Origin of the sequence: Corynebacterium sp. CCUG 61414, from assembly GCF_024453945.1 — a bacterium.
GTDB classification, from domain to species: domain Bacteria; phylum Actinomycetota; class Actinomycetes; order Mycobacteriales; family Mycobacteriaceae; genus Corynebacterium; species Corynebacterium pseudogenitalium.
In genome coordinates, this window is sequence record NZ_JAGPYU010000004.1 from 1 (window position 1) to 20654 (window position 20654).

A 20654-nucleotide genomic window follows, 5' to 3' on the forward strand; every position below is an offset into this window, starting at 1 on the left:
ACTTCGTACCCTCCGGAAGATCACCAACATTCTCGATGTTCTTCTTCGGATCCGGCGTCTCCCCAACCTTGACAGGCTGATCCTGACCCTTCGGATCGTACTTCTCAGCATCCTTAGCCTCCGGCTTCGGAGTCTCGGACACCTTGAACAGGGCCTGAGCACGAGCAACAATACGCGTCTGAGTCTTCTGCTTACCATCTTCACCGTTTACCGGATCGCCGTTCTCGTCAAAGACCGGCACCTGCAGAGCCTCATCACGCATCACAACAGGGAACGCGAGACTCTTCCCCTCCTGCGCAGCAGTCGGCGTAAACGTAACCACACCAGTGGTCTCGTCAACCTTGACCTGATCAGCAGTCACACCTTCAGGCAACGCACCAAGCTCAAACTTCGCCTTCTCAGGCTTGGTTCCTTTAACATCCTTGGTAGCCGGATTATCAAACTCCGGTTGAGAGGAAGCCGACTCATCCTTCTTTGCGTCCTTCGGTTCATACGCAAGGTAAGCACGCGTTACCGCAAAGGAATCCATCGCCAACACAAGATCGCCATCAGCCGGCTCACCAGTAGTAGCCTTCAAACGAGCAGTAAACGTATCACCCGTCTGCGCATCAGCAGGAACCGGCAACGCACAGCTCGGAATCCTCGTAGCAGCATCAGCCGGGACAGGATCACACTTCTTGACCGACTTGCCATCCTTATCGAACCACTCAACGTAGTACTTCACGTTTTTAGCAAGCGGCAGACCAGACGTATCCGTCTGCACCGTATCACCAATCGTGGCCCAATTATCAGACGTGTTCTTATCCACCACATCAAACTTCAACGCCTGCGGAGCCAGCGCAATATTCCAACCGGTGTAGCTATCCGTGGTGTCACCAATCAGGCTACCTTGACCACCAAAAAGCTGCGCCCAAGCGCCAGCGCCCAAGTTGGCACCGAAGCCCGGACCAGCCCACTGGCCAAGCGACCACGGATACAGCGCACCGATATTGTCCGGCAGCGGCTTGCCATCCTTGCCCAAGATGCTGACGTAACTCCAGAACATATTCACATGCTTGGAGCCAAGGTTACCGTTCTCCCAGGAGCCTTCATCGTGTGAACCAGCCAGCTTGTGCAGTTTTTCTGCAGGCGGGTTAATACCGCCGCCGCGGCCGGTGTGGTTATTGCCGTAAAGACCCTTCCAGCGCAGCTGGAAACGCCCATCAGCACCAGTCGTGGTGGTCATGGTCTCAGCGATCCACTCTTGTGGGTTCTTAGCAATCTGCTCGTTAATCCACTTCTGCAGACCAGCCTCATCAACAGCGGTCCAACCACTACCGCGCAGCGTCTTGCCTGCAAAGTTATTCTTCGCGTACTCCTCAATCTTGGTCACCGCCTCATCCGTGAGGTAGGAACCAACCACCTTCAAACCAGCAGCAGGAATATCCTTAGGGTTAAAGGCACTCACGTCATTGTGGGTCTTACCGCCTTGCAGAACGTCAAGGTTCCAAAACGCCTGGCCAGCATAGGTACCACCGTTACCACCCGTACCAGTGCTTTCTACCCACTGGTTTTCCGGCAAGTGCTGCGGCAGCTTATCCTTCTGCGCGTACTGGATAGTCATACCCGTAATCTTGTTGCCACCCCAGTCGCCATCACCCTGAGTCGTCGGCGTCGTATTCGCGCCGATACCCGGGAAGATGCCAGCTGCCGGCTGATGCACCAGACGGTACTTATCCGTCATATCGTCTGGAAGCTCAGTCCACACGCGGATCTTCTCACGGTTCTCATCCCGGCTCCAGTCGCCATCACCAGGGGTACCAACGGATGCGTCCGCACGGAATTCACGAGTCACACCATTTGCATCGACATACGGCGCCATCTTAAGGGTGAAGTTACCGTTTTCATCCGACTCGGTGTAGTACACCGGCGACGAGTGCTGAGTGTTCTCACCCTCGTACCACTGGGCGTACACCTTAACACCCTTAAGGGCTTTACCAGTGGCCTGGTTTTTCGCAAAACCATTACCAACAAGCCCACCGGCCTCGACAATCTCCTTCACCGAGCCGGAGATCGTACCTTTCTGGCTCGCATTACCCGGAGAGTAAATCGCCTTCTCGTCACCGCCAACGGCAGGTGCGTCAACCTTTGGTGCATCCGCATTCTGATTCTGTACAGCGGCAGGCTTTTCCTGAGCGAACGCAACTGGCTGCACCAGTGGCGCTACCAACGCAAGCGACAATGCGGCTGCAGCAATCGAGGTGCCACGGCGCGCTTTATATGAGCTTCGCATGAAGATTCCTTCCATTGATCCAAGCGGTATGACTTTCAATTCACCAACCAAATCGCTGAATAAACTTCCAGACAAAAATGATTTTGCATGCCAATTAAAAGCCATTCACCAGGAATTGTATCAATCCATACAGGCCACAGATTACGTACAGTTGTTTTCTAATCTTGCAGGTCATAGACTTACAAACGTCGATTTTCGGCCTTCATATAGCCCATTTTTGAACCAATTAGTACGTTTTTGTACATCTAAATACATACCCCCCCCCCCGAAACGTCATCACACCTGGTTTCTAGCCCAAAATTACATATGTGGCGTACCTCTTCCCCAAATAGTCCAATTCATAAAATAAATAAGCTGTGGCCCGTTACACATTCCGTAACGGGCCACAGCTATAGCTTTTCTTAACAGACCTTCAGGTTTGCTTCACGCAACCTGGCCCCCTACTCGGGGGTGTAAGCGGGTCGCGCGACAACTTGCTACTTTGTCAGCTTGCCATCCTTCGTGGTGGACTCCGACGACAGCTTCGTCGTCTTACCGGACGACCCCTTCAGCTCCAGGTCCTTCACAGAGGAGCTTGGGCCGCCAGGCTTGCAGGCGTCGTAAATGAACGTGCCTGCCAGGACACCAGCAGCGATCAGCGCGATGCCTGCGACAACCATGCCGAGGTCCGCACCGACGGTGCGCAGCTGCGCGTTAATACGCTCAGCCTGGCGTGCCATCTCCGGGTTGAAGATGCCAGCCTGCTGCTGGATGCGAGTGTTCGCAGCCTGCAGCTGCGCCTCTACCTGACCAGCGAGGTCACTCAGGACCGGGATCTGGATCTGGGAAGCCAGACCCAGCGGCAGCAACGCGATCAGCGGCAGACCGAAGCCCACAGCAGTCGCTGCGCAGGCGCCAGCGTTGACCTTGCCAGCAACCGTGACGGTCTTCGCCTTATTGCCATGGCCGTCCCTCACGTTGACCTTGTCGCCCTGCTTGAGCTCAACACCCTTTGGCAGGTTCACGGACCAGTTGCCGTTCGCGTCGGTCGTGGCCTCAAGTTCCTTGCCATTCGGCAACGTGACAATGATCGTCTCGTTCGGGCGGTCGCCCTTGCCGGAGATCTTCGTGTCACCAGCCGTAATCGGGTTCACCGTCGGCGCGGTGGTGTCCGGCTTCTCGCCGTCGTTTGCCGGGTCGGAGCCAGCCTTGACCTCAGCTTCATTCGTGACGCCGTCACCGTCGAAGTCGCCATTCGGATCCAGCAGCGACTTGCCGTCCTTGCCGATCAGGTCGAAGTTGGCGGTCGCGCTGTTCGTCGAGTCGTCTTCGTAAGTGAAGTCAACCTCGACAGCCGGGCGGGCGAACGGTGTGAACGTCTCGAAGAACTTATCCCAACGCTTCTCGACGTCAGTGCTCTTGAGTTCCGGCAGCTTCGCCTTGAACTCGTCAGAGACATCCTTCATCGACGGCGCCTTCGCCTTGAGCACACCGTTTTCCTGCGGGGTGAACGCCCACTTCTCAGCGCCCTCAGGCTTCTTCGCCTCAGCACTCTTCACCGGAGCCTTGGTACCGAACGGGTCGTTGGTGTTCTTCTCACCATCAACCGGAACACCCGTGACCTTGTCGTACTCCGGCACGAAACGCTCAGCGTCGGTGCCGACAGTGACGGTCGTCTGCACCTCGTCGGTGGAGCCGTCCGGGTAGGTCACAACAACAGTGACGTCGTAGACGCCCGGCTTCGAGGTATCCGGGGTCTCCTTGTACTTGAACGACGTGCCCTTTGGCAGACTGTCGGCGTCCTTGATGTTGCCCTTCGCGTCCGGGGTGCCGCCCTTCTCGACCTTCTGGTCCTGGCCCTGCGGGTCGTTCTTGTCGGCGTCGGTCGCGTTCTTCTGCACCTTGACGTTGGCGTTGACCTTGTCGGTGGTGCCATCCGGGTAAGTGACGACGATGGTCACCGGCTTGTCGCCCTCAGTGGAGGTGTCCGGAACCTGCTCGTACTCGAACGTCGTGCCCTCCGGCAGCTCGTCGACGTTGGTGACGTGATCCTTTGCCTCAGGGACCTCATTCGGCGCGACGGTCTTGTCCTGGACCTGCGGCTCGTACGTGTCAGCGTCAGACTTCTTCGGCTGCTCCGGCTGTGGCTTCGGATCCTCCGTCTTCGGATCCTCCACCTTCACGGTGGCCTGTACCTCGTCGGTAGAACCGTCCGGGTAGGTCACGATGACGGTGACCGGCTTGTCACCAGCGGTAGAGGTATCCGGTTCCTTCTTGTATGCGAACGTCGTGCCCTTTGGCAGCTTGTCCGCATCCTTGACGTTGTCCTTCGGCTCCGGCTTCTTGCCGGTCTCAACCGTCTGGTCCTTACCTTGCGGATTATGCTGGTCAGCCTGCGTGACCTTATCCTGAACAACGACCTTGGCTTCAACCTCGTCGGTGGAACCATCCGGGTAGGTCACGATGACGGTGACCGGCTTATCACCAGCGGTAGAGGTATCCGGATCTTCCTTGTACTTGAACGTCGTGCCCTTCGGCAGCTTGTCCGCATCCTCGACGTTGTTCTTCGGTTCCGGCTTCTTGCCGGTCTCGACCGTCTGGTCCTTGCCCTGCGGGTCGAACTGCTCAGCCTGATCCTTAGCGACCTTCACCGTCACCGGCACCTCATCGGTGGTGCCATCCGGGTAGGTCACAACAACGACAGCTGGCTTGTCACCGGAAGTGTCGGTCTTCGGAGCATCCTTCCAGGTGTACTTGGTGCCCTCCGGAAGTTTGTCCTTGTTCGCGATCGAATCCTCAGCCTTCGGCTCAGAGTTCTTCGCAACCTCCTGGTCCTTGCCCTCCGGGTCGAACTGCTCAGCCTGATCCTTAGCAACCTTCACCGTCACCGGCACCTCATCGGTGGTGCCATCCGGGTAGGTCACAACAACGACAGCCTTCTTGTCACCAGAGGTATCAGTCTTCGGAGCATCCTTCCAAGCGTACTTGGTGCCCTCCGGAAGCTCGTCCTTGTTCGCGATCGAATCCTCAGCCTTCGGCTCGGAGTTCTTCGCAACCTCCTGGTCCTTACCCTCCGGGTCGTACTTGCCAGCCTGGTCGGTTACCTTCAGCGGCACAACGTCGGTGTGCTCGGTCTCGTTGCCGTCCTGGTCCACCAACGTGTAGGTGACGGTGACGTTCGGCTTTTCCTCAGAAGCGTCAACTGTCTTCTTCGGCGTACCGATGATCTTGCCGTTCTTGGGCTCCAGCCCCTCCGGAAGGCCCTCAACCTTGATGGAGTCCTTCTTCAGCTCGAAGCCCTGTGGCAGTTTGTCAAAGCCTTCCGGCTTCACTTCCTGCTCGTACGGCTCACCGACAACACCGTCGGACAGCTTGGTGTCCGTCACCGTGATCTTGGTGACTACCTGCTCCTTACGCTTCTGCGCGACGGGCTTCTTCTCGGTCTTCTCAACGCGCTTTTCCGGATCTTCTTCGTCCGGGTTCTTGTAGACCGGGTTGCCGTCGTCGTCAAGCACCGGCACTTCTTGCTCGACCATGACCTCGACCTCGCGGGTCACGATGACCTCGGTGGTGCCCGGGGTGGTCGGCTTGCCGGTGATCTTGCCGGTCTTCGGGTCGATCTCCAGGCCTGCAGGCAAGTCGTTAGCCGAGTAGGACGGTTCAGCGCCCTCCTTCATATTGTCCGGCAGATCCTTGAACAGCGGCGTGACGTCGTTATCCGGGAAATCGGTTCCCACCGAACCCAACGGCAGCGGCTCAGGAACAACAGCGGTGAAGGAGTCTGCGATCTCCCATCGATCAGACGGCTCACCGGAAGCCGGGTCAACAGAAACCAGCGCAGCGGTGTAGACGGTTGTCTCCTTCAGGTCTTCAGGAGCCTGGAAATCACAAGACTCGAGCGCACCCTTGTCATCGCTCTTGATCTTGCACATCGCGTCCTTGATCTCGGTCTGGGTGCCGTCCGGGGCGGTGGCGTACCAACGGATTGCGTACTCCGTGTTCGGCAGCAGGCCGGACGTCTTCGTGGTCACCTTGGAGCCGGGACGACCCTTGTTGTCGTAGGAGTTGTACTCCGGAATATCGAAGATCGGCTGTGCAGTCATCAACGGGAACTGCAGACCGTTCATGTTCGCGCCAGCAATAACGGTGCCCTGGTCGCCGTAGTTCATGAACATGTTGGCGACGAACGCAGAGTTCTTCACGTCGCGACCGTCGATGTTCGGGTAGATGTACATGTAGTCAGTGTTGATGTGGCGCACGTCGTACAACGAAGCACCGGTAAACACGTTGACCCACTGGTTCTGATAGTCGTCGGCGACCTTGCCCCAGTCTTCGTCGCTGACCACATTGTTCACACCGAAGTTGGCCTTGTCGCGCGAGTAGCCCAGCGTGCCCTTGAACGGCAAGTAAATCGTGCCGTCGTCCTTAGACGGGGCAACCACGGTCTCCGCAATGTGGGAGCCTTCGCCGTGCTCATCCTGGTACGCCTTGATGATGCGTTCCTGGTTCGCACGCTCCTGCTCAACGGTGTAGTTCGGGTTCTCGTTCTTCCAGGCGTCAATCTGACGCGCGACTTCGTCGTTGAGGTACGACGCGACAATCTCGATTCCGCCAGCGACGCGATCGCCGCGGCTCGGCTGGTACTTGTAGTAACCCGGCAAGGTACCGGCAGACTCACCAGTCTCCCACCACACCATGGACTCGTTCGGGTGGGCAATGCTCTTGATCGCGCCAAAGTCTCCGTAGTACGGGAACTGACCATCAACCGTCGGCTCACCAGTCTCGCCATCGAGGGCTCGGGTCCAATCCTTCTCCGGCTTAGCCAACCAACCAACGTGGTTCGGCTTCTCTTCCAGCACAAAACGGCCGTTGGTAATACGGGAACCAGCAGGGCCTGCAGTAAAGTTCCAAGATTCCTGCACACGGTCCGTAATCGAGGTGTAACGACCCGAGTTGAAGTCACCCGCGGCAACCACCGAGTACTTGCTTGGATCCGGGTTCTCGCCCCACACGCGGACGCGAACGCCACCGGCGGCCAGCCAGAACGGCGGCGCGTCGACCTCGTTGGTCACGTTTTCAGACAGGTCGAAGGAGAAGCGACCCTCGGAATCGGTCGTGGTATAGAACGTCGGCGAGACCTCACCGTTCTTGGTCACGTACTGCAGGTAGATGACATTGCCCTTGAGCGGCTCATTGTTCGAAGACAAGTCATCGTGGCGGCCATCCTTATTGATGTACGCCCAGCCGTGGTAGCCATAGAAATCACGCCAGCCACCCTTAGTAAAGATGGCGTTTGGCACCTGCTTGTTCTTACCCTCGCCTTGCTGGGCGCCCTTGTCAGCGCTTGAGGCAGGAGCAGCAGAAGCCGGCGGGTTGTCTTGTGCAAACGCAACAGGTTGAGCCAGCGGGGCCACCAGTGCAAAGGACAACGCCGCGGCGGCAATCGAAGTGCCGCGACGTGCCGTGATGCTCTTTCGCATATGTTTCTTCCTTCTTCCCGAAGATCTGAATGTCCAGAAAGTTGTGTCCGTGCCCGTCAATAAGGTGCACAGACCTTTCCCGAAACTAAACAATATCGACAGGAGTGCACCGTTCCGGGAATCCTTTTTCGCAAGAAACTTGCGCAATTCCACCCGTATTCAGCGCCTATTCGGCCGGAATCCACGGCAGCCTGCATCGACTCAAACTGAAGCCCCATCTCCGGCCAGTTACTTTTCTTTTGGTTAAAGCGTTTTAAGAATGGATTGATAACGGCCCTATTTCTTTTGACTTTCAACAGCAGTCAAGCGGATTACCGCCAAACATTCTTTAAGCCCCAACGGGAATAGAGCCCAAACACATCCGCCGAAACACAAACGTAGCGCTCACGACATTTGTGCCAGACCTTAAGTTCAGCGCCTTACCCGGTAATTGCCGAAATGAGTTCCTTCCTGAGTTTTTCCGGACAAAGATCTGTCAAAGGGGTGGCGAGAAATCTCCAAGAAGCGCGAAACGCCCCCTAATAGGGGCGTTCTAATAGTTGATATAAGTCGGTCTACTGCGCGTTTTCCACGCAGAAGCTGAGGTAGACCGACGGAAACTCCGGCGCTTTCGCCTCAAGCGTTTTGAGTCGCGCCCTCACAATCTTCTGGCGTAGCTGGCGTCGGCTCACGTTGTGGTGCTTGCGCGACTGCTCTTTGATCGCACTAACAAGGCGTTGTGTCAAGAGTGCGTACAGCTTTGCCCTAGCCCCCTTCAGCCAAACGGCGTTGAGGTTGAGTACATCGTTGAGAACGTCTTGCGCGGCCTTCATTTCCTCTTCGCCGGGAAAATATGCCGGGTTAGGGCGCACCGTTCCGTCCCTTTCCATGACAACCAGGCTGCCCAACTCAGGAGCCGATGGATCGCGCTGTTCGGCGGTGTTTGGGTTTTTCAACTGGGCGCAAATGTCAGTGTTTGCCTTACTGGTATCACAATGGCGGCTCACCGCACCTGCGAAGTCAGTCTGCCCTGCACGCACCGTCAGCAAGTTGGTGAGTTCCAGAGAAGATTCGTGTAATTCGTTACATCCCGCAGCAGCCCTGCACTCATCACTAGCAGCCTCACTGCTCTGAGGGTGAAAGTGCTCAATCTTATTCGTTGGAGCGCGGCGCGTGTGTGCTTGAGATTTCTTTGAAGTGCGTCGCTTGTCGTTGATCCTTCGTTCACAATAAGCACACCGATGGCCCTGGCGATTCAGCAGAAATGCGCGGAGCTTATCCTTGCCTGAGTAATCATGGAACTCCAAGCCCTGGCGAAGCGCACGTTGAAGCTCTGCGCGCAGCTGCTGTTCTTCTTGGTTGTCCTGACGGCGCTGAATAAACACTGTCGGTTCCCCCCTAACCGTCACCTTCAAGAAACAGATACGCATCTGCTTCCAATAGTTCTGGTACAAGGTCGAGGCCGCCGAGGGATTCCTCAATCCGTCGGCGCAATCCAAGGGCTTCCTCACTATTGCCTTGCCCGGCGTGAACCATCTCCATATAGGTGGTGAGCATCCTGCGGTTCGCTGTATCCGGTGTAGGATCCACCCCCTGGACTCGTTCGATTACCGTCTCAATATCAAGGCCCTGTGCATACTCGGGTGTGTGCGCCTCATTGTCAACGAGAGCCCGGACTGATGCCGTCTCCGCGTTGGCAATGACCAACGGGCTGTGCGTCGTCACGATGAACTGTACGGCGGGAAAGGTTTCCAACAGCGTCGGCAAAATCTTCCTTTGCCACGATGGGTGTAAGTGCATGTCCACTTCATCAATGAGCACGATGCCGGGAGTCTGGCGCCGCAGCTCCTCACCAGAAAGGTGTGGGTTGAGTCGGCCCATACGAGTAGCGATATCAAGCGCTAGACCAGCACAAATCTTCGTGCCAGTTGCCATCAAAGAAAGTGGCAGGGTCCCATGTTGCTTGTGCGTAAGCACCACGGACTTCGCCTTCCGGTCCCACCGGGCATTCCCCCACCCTGTTGGCTCAAGGATGCTATTGCACGAGTCAAAGATGGACTGCAGCTGCTGTGCATCGGCATTCGTCTTAAGAGACTCGTCAGCGCTGAGCGCGTCGAGGCGCTGCGCGTCCAGATATTCAATGTATGACGAAAGCTGGTTCAAATCCGAACGAGGATCCAGCACATTGTCGTAGGCCGATAGACGGGAAGTGGGCACAGACGCCTTGCGCGGAATCTCCTTCACTAAGCGCTCGACACCATACGCTGCAAGGAGCGGAGCGGTCTTCATACTCGCGTCCGCGATAAGCTCCTCTTTCAAGGACTCACAGTACTTCCGGAATTCAGAATTCGCCCCAACTGTTTTCCGCTTCGGCCCGTTGAGTGAGCGCGTCATCTCAAAACGTTCATTGCCACATACCAAGTCAGCATTGACGGACACCGGGTAGTACGGTTCCACCTGAGACACGCGGTTGTTGTTTCCCAACTGTGGCGCTAAGTGCGCGTCGTCCTGCTTGATTCCAACTGCTTGGTAGCCGAAAACCCCAACTGGCACCGAAAGGATGATTTTCAATGCATCCAGCACTGCAGTCTTTCCGGCACCGTTCACACCGGTATGAACAGTCAAGCGCTCGTGAAAGTGGAGCGAGAACCGTTCGTAGTTACGAAAGTTCTCAAGCTCTAGGGTTTCAAACCTCCACTCAGACATGCGCTTGACTATACCGGAACCGACCTCTACTTCTTACTGCTCAGCCCGTCCTTGTTCACCTCTGGCCCACACTGCGTGTAGATCAACGCGCTGAGCGCCACGCCGAACGCCAGCAGGCCCGCGCCAGCCAGCGCGATCTCCGGGTTCTTCACGCCGGACTGGCCGCCAGGGCCGAACGCGTCGGCCATCGCCTTGCGCATCGGAGCAAGCGCCTGCTGCACACCAGGGATCTCCTGCGCCGCAATACCCAACGGCAGCAACAACAGCAGCGGCACGCCGGCTGCGACGGAAACGGCGATGCACTTCTCCACTTCCCAGCGCTCCGAACCTGCATCCGGTGCCTGCGCCGTCGTAGGCACAGACGTAGTGGTCTCGGTTGGCTGCTCCGGCTCCGTGGTCGGGGTCGGGGCTGGCGCGGCAAACGGGTTCGTGCGTTGCTCCAGCTCATCGAGATTGGACACGCCATCACCATCGGCGTCTGCTGTGCGGTCGAGCAGTGGGTGCTTGTGGGCGTCGAGAAGCTCGAAGGCAGCTGTGGCCAGCTCAACACGGCCGTCCTCGTGCTCGACGATGACGTTGACCGCCGGGCGAAGCACGTGCTGGAAATCCACCGCGAACTGGGCCCACACAGGCGGGCGCAGCTGCACCACACCGTCGCGGGCGCTGCCGTAGGCCTCCTCGAAGAGCGCGGCCAGGAACTCCTGCGACGGCGCGACCGCGTGGATCTGGCCGGTGTTCTCGTCGAGGGTGAACTCCCAGCCGTGCGCGCCGGCCGGGGCGTGCATCTCGTAGCTGCGCACCAGCGCCAGCGAGTCGGCGAACGGGTCTCGCGTCATGGCGCGTCCGCCCATGTCAACCGGCACGCGGCCGAGCGCGCTGTTCGGATCCGCGTAGTTCGCGCGGGCGTCCCCCGGCGGAATCGGGGCCGACGAGGTGGTCGGCACTGGGGTGGTGCCCGGCGCGGTCGCTGGGGTGGTCGGAACCTGCGAGGTCGCCTCGCTTGTCGACGTCCCCTTCGTCGTCACCGGCGCTGGTTCAGGCGTCGCGGTGGACGTCGACACCGTCGCCGTAGGGGCAGCTGAGGTCGGTGTGGTGGAGGTCGGCGCTGTCGTCGTGACCGGGGCGGCCACGCGGACGCGCACCGGGATCACGTCGGAGGAGCCGTCCTTGTAGCGCACCGTGATATCGAAGACCACGGTGCCCGGGGTCGCGTCCTTCGGCGCGTGCAGCTTCACCGCGTCGCCTTCGACGGTAACGCCCCAGTCCAGCGGCCCACTGACGGAGACCACTGCATCCTTCGGCAGGGCATCGCCCAGGTTGTCCAGCGTGATATCCCCGTTGGCCTTCGTCGTCGCGCCCTGGTACTTCGGCGTGTAGAGGTCCGCGACGTTCTCGGTAACGCGCAGCGGAATGCGGCCGATCTCTTCGCCGGTAGAGAGCGCGGAGACGACAATCACGTAGTCGTCGCCAGGCTTGGTCTCCACCGGAACGGTCAGCAGCATCGCGCCAGAATCCAGGTCCAGGTCTACTGAGGCACCCTCAACAGACTTCCCTTCGGCACCGATGCGCTCCAATCGAGCCTGTGCGTTGCCGGCGTGCTCCACCGTCGGAACCAGACGCTCCTGGTGGGCACCCGCAGCTACTGACTGCTGCTCAACCGTGCTCAGTACCGGCAGCGGCATGCGGAGGCGAACCTTCGCCACGCCGCGGATCGGATCCTCGTACGGCACGTGCGCCACGACCGGGACCTCAACATCAGGAAGCTGGCGGTGCGAAACATCAACCGTGAGCTCGCCGGTGTCGGCGTCGATAGTGACGCCCTCCACGGGGCGCTCCAGCTCGAACTGGGTGCCCTCGAACGTGAGCTTCTCATGCTTCTTGGTCGCGCGGTCATCGAACGTCGGTGCCGGGAACTTCGCCGTCTGCCCCGGCTCCACCTGCTGCTCCTTGTACTCCAAGGCGTACTGGGCAACGTGCGGCACGAATGTCGCAATCGCGGCCGAGACCGGACGCGAGCCCGTGCCCTGCGAACCCTGCGCATCATAACGCTGGATCTTGTTACTCGGGTCCAGCATCTCCACCGGGATCTCAATGCGCTCGCCAACCTGGTCCATGCGAGGCGTGAAACGGACCACGCCATCATCGTCCACGCTCACCTGAGACGCATCAACCCCGAACGGCAACGAACCCAACTGGAACTCCGCGCGCTCCGGCTTCGCCTCCACCGGGTCCGAATCCGGGTTATCAAAGCTCGGCGTCGCCTCCGCCGGTCTACCGACGGCCGCTTCAACCGGATCCCCGTACTCCAGGAACATGTGCGTCACCGCAAAGGAATCTTGCGCCAGCATCGCCTGCACATTGCCAGCGTCCGACGCGTAGAACAGGCGGGCAATGTACGTATCGCCCTTCTTCGCATCATCCGGCACCTTGAAGTCACACGACTCAATGCGCGCCTGGTCATCCGGCGTCGTTGCCTTGCACTCGTGAACCCGTTCGCCTTCATCGTCATACCAGACGATTTTGTAACTCAATCCCTTCGAAAGCGGCACGCCCGAACCAAACGTGCGAACCGTCTCCCCCGGAGGCGCCCAGTTATTAAACGTGTTCCGCTTTTCCACGTGGAACTTCAAGGGGGCCGTCGATAAGGCGTAGCGCGGCGAGCTCACCAACGTCGATCCCGCGTACGCCGAGCCTGCCCAGGCCTTCAGCCACGGCACATCCGAGCCCGACCAGTAGTCGAAGTAGCCACCACTCGGACCTGGGCCACCCCAATAGCCCAACGCCCACGGGTGGATCGCACCAACATTGTTCGGTAGCTCCTTGCCGTCCGGCGTCAAAATCGAAATATAGGTCCATTCCCAGTTGATGTGCTTGGAATACATATTGCCCTTGGCCCACGAGCCTTCATCCCAAGAATCCGCAACCCTGTGATGCCAGCTGCCCACCAGACCGGGATAGCTGTAAGTGTCACCGTAGGTACCCCGCCAGTACAGGTTAAAGTCACCATTCTCGTCCGTCGTGGTCACGGCGGTTTCCGCGATCCAGCTCTGGTCCTTCGCAACCTGCTCATTAATCCACAGCTGCAGCTGTTTCTCATCCTCCGGAGTCCACGATCGGCTACGCACCTTCTTGCCGAACTGCTTCTTGCCATACTCGAGCGTCTTCGCCACTGCCTCATCCGACAAGTAGGAGCCGACCACCATCATCCCAGCAGCCGGCGCATCCCCCGCATTGTTCGTCATCGACTCCTGGTAGCGCCGGTTATACGGCGTATCCACCGTATTCCAGAACATCTGCCCCGTGTACACACCAAACGGAGTTCCCGAGCCGTCATTCTCAACCCACTTCGAACGGTCCTTCAGATGCTGCGCCGAGTTCCTCCGGTCCTGGTACGCCACGAAGAAGCCATTCACCTTGCCGCCACGCCACCAACCATTCGTTTCATACGAAGGCGTCACATTGCCCAACCAATTCGTCGGCGGCACAATACCCGCCGGTTGATGAATCAGGCGGTAGTCATCCCGGACGCTCTCCGGCAGCTCCACCCAGACGCGCAGCTTCTCACGCAACTGATCACGCCCGCGATCACCCGAACCAACCACGCCGACCGTCGCATCCGCCAAAAACTCACGCTCCACCCCACGCGCATCCACATACGGCTGCAGCTTCAGCGAAAAGTTCCCGTTCTCATCCACCTCCGTATAAAACGTCGGCGACGAATGCTCCGTATACACGCCCTCATACCACTGCGCGAACACACGAATCGGCTCCCGCCGCACCGGCGCCCACGTCCCCGGATGCAACGCCGGCGTCAAATTCCCCGAACCATCATCAACCATCACCGGCCGCCCCAGCGGCTCCCCCTTGCGGTTCGTCAGCACCTTCGCCGACGCACTCACCGTCCGCGCCGAACGCGCCACCTCCATCGGCAGCTTCACCGAACCACTCACCGTCGCCGGATCATCCGGATTCCCCGGCGAAAACAACGCCTCCGTCGAATGCAGCGCCTGCGCATAATCCGGCGCAACCACGTTCAGAAACGGCTTCGCGGCCTCCACATCAATCTGCGCCGACGCCTGCGGCACCACAATTGACGACGCCACCACCGCAGCAACCACCGCCATACCCAACCGGGAAGTGTTCATGCGCAGACAACTCCATCTCTACAAAAGATTGCAGTAATCTGTCAATTAAACCAGTAAACTAGTCCAAATCCAACACGGGCCCGGTTCAGAGGCGCGACGCAGCCAGCGTCGCCCGGTCCCGCGCCTCCTGCGCCGACTCACCCGTCGACGTCACCACCGCAGCACCATCCACAAAACGCACACCAGTCTCCGCCACCGACATCGCCTTCGCAAGGCCATCCACGCTCGGCGCCACGTCCTCCACCAGGACCATTGCGCCCGGGCTGACCAACGTGGCGTCAATAGGCAGACCAATCACCGCCCGCGCATGCAGCGAGCACTGGTTCAGGCGCTGCGTCGCACGCGTCAACAACCCATCCAAGGACGGCCGCGGCCGCGCATCAGAAAAGTACACCTCATCACCGGCCACGAACATCTCCACCGCGTACACACCCTGCCCGCCGAGCGCCCCCGTAATCCGCGCCGCAATCGATCTCGCGTTCCCCGCCGCAGCCTCCGACAACACCGCCGGCTGCCACGCCTCCACCAAACGGCCGCGCTCATGCCGCGTACCGATCGGCTCACAGAACCACGTCGCCAACTCACCCGTCGCCGGATCCACCGAACGAGCCGCCAAAATCGTCAACTCAAAATCAAACTCAATAAACCGCTCCACGACCACCGGACCCTCCGGGTCCACCTCCGCAGCCGCCTCCCACGCCTTGACCACCTCGACGTTCAGGTCCGGCTCGCTCCGCAGCACCGTCTGGCCCTGCCCCTCCGACGAGCGCCCCGGCTTCACGACGACCGGCAAACCCAACCGCAACGCCGCCTCCTCCAGCTCCTCCGGAGAACGAACGAACTCACAACGCAACGTCGGCAAACCCAAGGAATCCGTCGCCGTCGCCCGCACACCCTCACGCGAACTGCACAGCTCCTGCGCCTCCACCGACGGCGCCACAATCGACCCGGCGCGCTCCTCCAGCTCCTTCAGCACCTCAGAGTCCACGCCGGCGCCCGCCACCGTCAACGACGGATACCGCTGCTGCATGTCTTCCGCTGCAATTTCGGAGGTGTGCAGGTGCGTCACGTCAAAACCGAGCTGTTTGAAGGACCACGCGAGTTCCTCCTCAACCACGCTGTCACCCAGCACGAGCACCTGACGAGGATCGCACCTCAAATCCCGCGCGGGGTCGAGCTGAGTAATGGGCTCGTTGTCGAGCTGCTGTTGCTGCTCTGACTGCTGCTCTTCGGGCATTGCTGCGTTCATAGTGGTCAGCATATTCAGCCGCGTATGTGGCGAGCAAACTTGAAGGGGCCTGCATGAGCCCTGAAGGGGGAAGGTGTGCTCTCGAGCGGAGTCGGGAAATTGTGAACAAATTTGCTTGTGTGCGCGGTCACAAAAAGCGCAATTTTGTTCACGATTTTCCGAACAAAGTTGAGAGGCATATATCCACCCCTCGCCCCGAGCAAAAAAGAGGACCTGGGAGCGTCTCCCAGGTCCCGAACTTCGGAGGAAGCAGAAAGCTAGCGGTCCATCACGTCGAAGCGGACGATGGTCTGATCGCGGCCAGGGCCGACGCCGATGTAGCTGATCGGCGCGCCCGAGAGCTCCTCGAGACGGAGGACGTAGTCCTGGGCCTTCTGCGGGAGCTCCTCGAAGGTGGTGCAGCCGGTGATGTCCTCGTCCCAGGCCGGCATCGTTTCGTAGATGGGGGTGGCGTGGTGGAAGTCGGACTGGGTCAGCGGCATTTCGTCGTGGCGGACGCCGTCGACGTCGTAGGCGACGCAGATCGGGATTTCGCCGATGCCGGTGAGGACGTCGAGCTTGGTCAGGAAGTAGTCGGTGAAGCCGTTGACGCGAGCGGCGTAGCGGGCGACGACGGAGTCGTACCAGCCGCAGCGGCGCTTGCGGCCGGTGTTCACGCCGACTTCGCCGCCGGTTTCCTGCAGGTACTCGCCCCACTTATCAAACAGCTCGGTTGGGAACGGGCCCGCGCCGACGCGCGTGGTGTACGCCTTGACGATGCCCAGGGTCGCCGTGATCTTGGTCGGCCCGATGCCGGAGCCGACGCAGGCGCCGCCGGCGGTCGGGTTGGAGGAGGTCACGAACGGGTAGGTGCCGTGGTCGACGTCGAGCATGGTGGCCTGGCCGCCCTCCATGAGGACGTGCTTGCCTTCGGCGAGTCCGGTGTTGAGGACGTTTTCGGCGTCGATAATCATGGGCTTGAGGCGTTCGGCGTAGGACATGAAGTAGTCCATCATTGCGTCGGCTTCGATGGCGCGGCGGTTGTACATCTTGACCAGCATTTGGTTCTTGACGTCCAGCGCCGATTCGATCTTCTGGCGGAGGATTGATTCGTCGAGGATGTCTTGGACGCGCAGGCCGACGCGGGCGACTTTGTCGGCGTAGGTGGGGCCGATGCCGCGGCCGGTGGTGCCGATGGCGCGCTTGCCCAGGAAGCGTTCCTGGACGCGGTCGAGTGTTTGGTGGTAGGGCGCGACGAGGTGCGCGTTGCCGGAGATGCGGAGGCGCGAGGCGTTGGCGCCGCGGGCTTCGAGGCCGTCGATTTCGTCGAAGAGCGCTTCGAGGTTGATAACGACGCCGTTGCCCAGGATCGGGGTGGCGTTCTCGCTGAGCACGCCTGCCGGCAGCAGTTTCAGTTCGTACTTTTCGCCGCCCACAACAACCGTGTGGCCTGCGTTGTTACCGCCGTTGGGTTTGACTACGTAGTCGACTTTCCCGCCGAGGATATCGGTGGCTTTGCCTTTCCCCTCGTCGCCCCATTGGGCGCCGACAATGATGATGGCGGACATTCTCTCTCCTTTAATAGGCACTAATCCGGGCTTATTGTAGCGTGAATGGCATGCGTCTTCTTCATTGTGCGTGTGCTAGCTCCCTCACAGTTCCGGGTGCGGAGGAGGTCACACTGTCGGAGGTGCCGTCGAGAAGTGAGCTTTCTTTTCTTCTCGACGCCGCCAGCTCCGCCCTCCCGCACGACCCGACGCCGAGCTTGGCGGAGATCCAGAAGTCGCCGTCGGTGGCGCACCTGGGTGCCCCGCAGCTGGCGCCGCAGCGGCCGGAGGAGCGGCTGCGCGTGATCGTGTCTGGCAGTGATGCCGCGCTGAGTGCGGTGCTGACGCGGCTGATGCGCGCGGACGTGATGTGGGTGGAGGTGGCCTACCTGCCCACCGATCCGACATCGCCGGCGGCGGTGGCGTGGGGCGCGGGGTCTGTGGACCTGGCCGTGGAGGGCCCGGTGGTGCCGTCGCCGTGTATTAGGACGGACACGGGCGTGGTGGTGGCCGGTTCAGCGACGCTCTCCCACGGGGATGGGCGCAGCGAGTACGTGGGCGAGATCGTGGTGGATTCGCAGCAGCTGGTGATGCGCACCGGCGAGGAGCCGTTGGCGCGGTTCTTCGGGCAGTTCGGGGCACGCCTGGTGCCCACACCGGATGCGCCGGGGCTGGCGGCGTCACGGCTGGTCACGCCGCTCGTGGTGCCGGAGGGGCGTCGCGTGGACCCGCAGCGCCTGGAGGGGTTGGCGGGCATGCCACTGGGTGGGATGTTTGTGAAAGGCAAAACGGTCGCCCCGGCTCTCACGGACCCGGCGACCGTTCTGACTGGCCGGGCTCTACAGTCCGGAGGGGAGGACATCACGCTGGTGGTGGACGGCGTCGCCCACCCGCGGCCGCTGCAGCGGGTGACGTTCTACCGCCACCTTCGCGACATCCAGTCGGTGCGCGGTTAGCGCAGGAACGGCGGGACGCCGCCGTTTGCGTTGAGCCAGCCGACTACCGCTGCCGCCGCTCCGCCGAGCGCGAGCAGCACGCCGACGATGATCGGCCACGGGCTGCGCTGCTCCGGCTGCTGGTCAGGAGCAGGAGCCGGGGACGGCTTCGTGGTCGGGGCTGGCTTGGCCTCCGGCTGCTTCGGCAGATCCTGCGCGATGCGCTGCTGCTCCACCTTCAGGTTCGGGGCCTTCTCCAGCTCCTTGCGGACCTTGGCTGCCTCGTTGGCGGTGTAGTCCAGCACCGGCAGGGTGAAGGTCTCCTCGAAAACGACCTCGCCCTCGTCGTTCTTCACGCGCAGGTCCAGCGGCATCGTCTTGCCGGACACGCCGCGAAGAGACTTCAGCGGGATGGTCACGTTGCGGGTGTAGTTCGCCTTATCGGTCACCGAGCCCAGCGAGATCGGCTCCGAGGTGTACGTGTTGCCCGCACCCCAGGCGGCCTCGACGATGAAGTCGGAGGCGTCGATGCCCTGGTTGTCCAGGATGGCGTGGACCTCGTTGTTCCGCTTCTGCAGGGAGATGCCGTTGCCGCCCTTGGTGGCGTCGTCAAGCTTGAGGCCGGCCTTCTTGTTATTGTCCGCTGCGGCGTAAACGGCGAGGGTGTAGGAGTCCTTGTCCTCGTGGTCGTCGACGTGCGGCACGAACTTCTCACGCACCACGCCATCAGCCTTACCGATGTCCTTGCCGTGGAATTTCAGATTGTCCCAGTCTGCCGGGATCGAGTAGGTGCCCGGGTAGCACTGGCGTGCCTGCTCGCACTGCTCGTACTGCTTGCGAGCCTGCTCCTCGGTACCGTAATTCCTTTCGTTGGCCACCGGCGAGTGGGAATAATCCGGGTGAGCGAACTGGTACAGGTAGTTCATCACGGACTTGTACTCCGGCAGGAAGTTGCGGTCCCCGCCCGGGTGCTGCTTCGACCACTCGCGGGACTCCGGCGTCGCAGCGCCGTCGTGACCCAAGCCGAGGACGTGGCCGAACTCGTGCAGAATCGTGCCCTCGAGCTGCTTATCCGTGGTCAGGTTCGCGCCCTTCGCCACGAAGAACGCGCTACCCTCGCGGCCAAGGCCGGAACTCATGGTCTTCGCCGACTGACGGTCCCCAATCACACCAACGTGGAACACCGCCGAACGGTCGCCGAGCAGCTCCTTCTGCCAACGACCCAGCTGGTCATCATCGTCGAGGCCCTTGTTCTGCACGAAGGAGAACTCCTTGTAGCCCAGCTTCTCGTGCTGGCCACCGGCCGTATCCTTCAGCACAATATCTGGCGAGTACAGCGGGCCCGCATCAATGTGCAGGCGCACGCCCGCATCCGCGAACGTCTTCTCCAAGTTCTTCAGCACCTGGCGCGACGGGCGGTACACGTTCTTATTGAACTGCGCGCACTCCGCGTACGTTAAGTAGCCCTCAGTAGTGGGGTCGAAACGGTCGCCGGTAGCACAGCCGTGGTGCTCCCACTCGGACGGCATCCAGTTCAGCTGCAGGAAGATGTCCTTCTTGTGCGGGTCCGCGCCCCACGCCGGAAGGTTCAAGAAGCGGCCGTCACTGAGCATGACGCCTTCCTCTTCCCAGATGTCCGGCAGGCCGTCACCGTCGGAGTCGGCCGCGTCCGCCTGTGTGATCATCTCCATCGTCATGCTTGCGGAGATGTTTCCACCGTACGCGTTAAACCAACGGCCGCGCTGGTTGGATGCGCCTTCCGGGTCAACGCCGTTATGGGCGCGGTCGTTGAGGGCGCCCGCCAATCCGTCCCATGTGGCAGCCACGCCCGTCGCGTACGCGCCGTCCCCGTACTTCACCGTCGCCTCATAGCCAGGCGCGGCCGGCGTGAGGTGGTAGGCGCCGTCGCGGAACTCGGCAGTGTACTCGCGGTCCCGGAACACCGATGTCAGATCAACCTGCGTCTGGACGCCGGCCGGGGCATCGACTTCCACGTTGACGGTGACGGAGTTGCCGTCGAAAAGGAAGGTGCGGGTGATAGTTGCACCCTTCTCCTTGGTCACGAGCGTGACGGTGTTGCCCTGCTTCGACACCTTCGTGTTCGAAGCGTCCATGTTCACCCAGCTGCCGTCAAGCGCGACGCTGTTCTGCACAGAGACGGCCATGCGGCCGCCCGCCGAGAACGGGTGCGCGTACCGCATGAACGTCGTCTTGGACTCATCAATATTGAAACCAGTGAACGCGCCCGCCGACGCATCCTGCTCCACGGAGACCTCCTCCGCCCGAGCCACAGGCATTGCCGGAACAGTGACGACACCGCCGAGCAACGCAGCCGACGCAGCGATAGCAATTGCTTGTTGTTTCATGTCTACGTTTTCCTTCT

The 20654-nt window shown here is 60.5% G+C and carries 9 protein-coding genes; 1 reads left to right on the plus strand and 8 read right to left on the minus strand.

Annotated elements, in window-relative coordinates; genetic code table 11:
* The 7 genes from KBX14_RS04760 to KBX14_RS04790 all read right to left on the minus strand — a co-directional run.
* On the minus strand, nt 1-2272 hold a 2272-nt coding region (locus tag KBX14_RS04760; RefSeq protein ID WP_256041939.1), incomplete at its 3' end, for a Rib/alpha-like domain-containing protein.
* Between the two features lie 476 nt (nt 2273-2748).
* A complete protein-coding gene (locus tag KBX14_RS04765) occupies nt 2749-7731 on the minus strand; it encodes a Rib/alpha-like domain-containing protein (RefSeq protein WP_256041940.1) in 4983 nt (1660 codons plus the stop codon).
* Nucleotides 7732-8285: 554 nt separating this feature from the next.
* Nucleotides 8286-9095, minus strand: a complete 810-nt coding sequence (locus KBX14_RS04770) for a hypothetical protein (protein ID WP_256041941.1) — start codon at nt 9093-9095, stop codon at nt 8286-8288.
* A 13-nt stretch (nt 9096-9108) separates the two neighbouring features.
* Nucleotides 9109-10416, minus strand: a complete 1308-nt coding sequence (locus KBX14_RS04775) for an AAA family ATPase (RefSeq protein ID WP_256041942.1) — start codon at nt 10414-10416, stop codon at nt 9109-9111.
* A 26-nt stretch (nt 10417-10442) separates the two neighbouring features.
* Nucleotides 10443-14561 carry a YPDG domain-containing protein gene (locus KBX14_RS04780; protein WP_256041943.1) on the minus strand — a complete coding sequence of 1373 codons (4119 nt, stop codon included), beginning with the start codon at nt 14559-14561 and terminating at the stop codon, nt 10443-10445.
* Between the two features lie 85 nt (nt 14562-14646).
* Nucleotides 14647-15810: an ATP-grasp domain-containing protein gene (locus tag KBX14_RS04785; RefSeq protein ID WP_256041944.1), complete on the minus strand. Its 1164-nt coding sequence runs from the start codon at nt 15808-15810 to the stop codon at nt 14647-14649.
* Between the two features lie 257 nt (nt 15811-16067).
* Nucleotides 16068-17357 (minus strand): adenylosuccinate synthase, encoded by a 1290-nt coding sequence (locus KBX14_RS04790; RefSeq protein ID WP_070361829.1) that lies wholly within the window; start codon nt 17355-17357, stop codon nt 16068-16070.
* Between the two features lie 50 nt (nt 17358-17407).
* Here KBX14_RS04790 and KBX14_RS04795 point away from each other — a divergent pair, with 50 nt between their 5' ends.
* Entirely contained in the window at nt 17408-18292 is an 885-nt protein-coding gene (locus KBX14_RS04795; protein WP_256041945.1) for a hypothetical protein, read from the plus strand.
* Here the strand turns inward: KBX14_RS04795 and KBX14_RS04800 are convergent.
* Nucleotides 18289-20637: a hypothetical protein gene (locus tag KBX14_RS04800; RefSeq protein ID WP_256041946.1), complete on the minus strand. Its 2349-nt coding sequence runs from the start codon at nt 20635-20637 to the stop codon at nt 18289-18291. The two genes, KBX14_RS04795 and KBX14_RS04800, sit on opposite strands and share 4 nt — an antisense overlap.
* Nucleotides 20638-20654 lie beyond the last annotated feature (17 nt).